General features: G+C 76.6%; 1 protein-coding gene and 1 pseudogene. One reads left to right on the forward strand and one right to left on the reverse strand.

What is annotated here, in order from left to right; all coding sequences use genetic code 11:
• A pseudogene (locus tag MKK58_RS27000) lies at positions 1 to 134 on the reverse strand (methyl-accepting chemotaxis protein); the annotation flags it as partial.
• Between MKK58_RS27000 and MKK58_RS16140 the strand changes: the two are divergent.
• Positions 94 to 423, forward strand: a 330-nt coding sequence (locus tag MKK58_RS16140; RefSeq protein ID WP_243913012.1) for a HAMP domain-containing protein, incomplete at its 3' end; no start/stop codon positions are given. The pseudogene MKK58_RS27000 and the gene MKK58_RS16140 sit on opposite strands and share 41 nt — an antisense overlap.

Consider the following 423-nt stretch of genomic DNA (forward strand, 5'->3'; position numbering starts at 1 on the left):
TCCGTGGCCTTGGCGGTCTGAGCCGCCAGGGTCTTCACCTCGGAGGCGACGACCGCGAAGCCGCGGCCGGCCTCGCCGGCCCGCGCCGCCTCGATGGTGTCGTTGAGCGCCAGCAGGTTGGTCTGCGCCGAGATCGCCGCGCCCCTCGCCCGCGTCACCGCCGCGATCCGGCGCCTGTCCGAGGGCCAGCTCGACCTGCCGGCCGTGAAGCCCCGCCGGGACGAGATCGGCGCGATCTGGGCCAGCATGCAGGTCTTCGCCCATTCGATGCGGGATAGCGCGACCCTGCGGGCGACCCAGGACGACGCCGCCGGCCTCGCCTCCAGCCGGCGCCCCTCCGCTCGGACCGCACTCGCCGACCGCTTCCAGGGCCGCGTCCGCGCCCTCGTGCTCGACCCCTCCGCCGCCGCCCCCGCCCTGAGC

It is taken from the genome of Methylobacterium sp. J-078, assembly GCF_022829285.1.
Taxonomy (GTDB): Bacteria; Pseudomonadota; Alphaproteobacteria; order Rhizobiales; family Beijerinckiaceae; genus Methylobacterium.